The 623-nt window shown below is 45.1% G+C and carries 2 rRNA genes; both read right to left on the bottom strand.

From position 1 onward, the window contains the following. Nucleotides 1–117 (bottom strand): 23S ribosomal RNA (locus tag TICRE_RS11205); the annotation flags it as partial. A gap of 282 nt (nucleotides 118–399) precedes the next feature. Then, a 16S ribosomal RNA gene (locus TICRE_RS11200) occupies nucleotides 400–623 on the bottom strand; the annotation flags it as partial.

Below are 623 nucleotides of genomic sequence, written 5' to 3'. Positions count from 1 at the left end.
TCGGAAATCTCCGGATCAGTGTCTATTTGCGACTCCCCGAAGCATATCGGTGCTTATCCCGTCCTTCATCGGCTCTTGGTGCCAAGGCATTCGCCCTATGCTCTTAATAACTTGACCTAATTTTTAAATTAAATATCTATCTATTGTTCTTTGTAGTTTTCAATGTTCATATTTCGCATCCGCTAACACAAATCTATTTGTTCGCTATGCTCACATAGATTTGGTGCTTCTGCATCTGACCTACATCAATTCACTATCGTTCATTGTGTTAGGTCATTATATATAAAAAAGTAGTGTGAGTACCTGAGTCGGCTCCGTTAACCAAATCAAAGATTTGGACTTCGCGACATCTGACCTACAACGAAATCAAAGATTTCTGTTAGGTCATGAACTCCTTAGAAAGGAGGTGATCCAGCCGCACCTTCCGATACGGCTACCTTGTTACGACTTCACCCTAGTCATCGACCCTACCTTCGACAGCTGCCTCCTATAAATAGGTTAGCTCACTGGCTTCGGGCATTTCCGACTCCCATGGTGTGACGGGCGGTGTGTACAAGACCCGGGAACGCATTCACCGCGACATTCTGATCCGCGATTACTAGCAACTCCGGCTTCATGTAGGC

The sequence above is a fragment of the Tissierella creatinophila DSM 6911 genome (genome assembly GCF_001940565.1).
GTDB lineage: Bacteria > Bacillota > Clostridia > Tissierellales > Tissierellaceae > Tissierella_A > Tissierella_A creatinophila.
The sequence above is the reverse complement of the archived record's forward strand: the minus strand, read 5'-3'. Positions and strand labels throughout refer to the sequence as shown.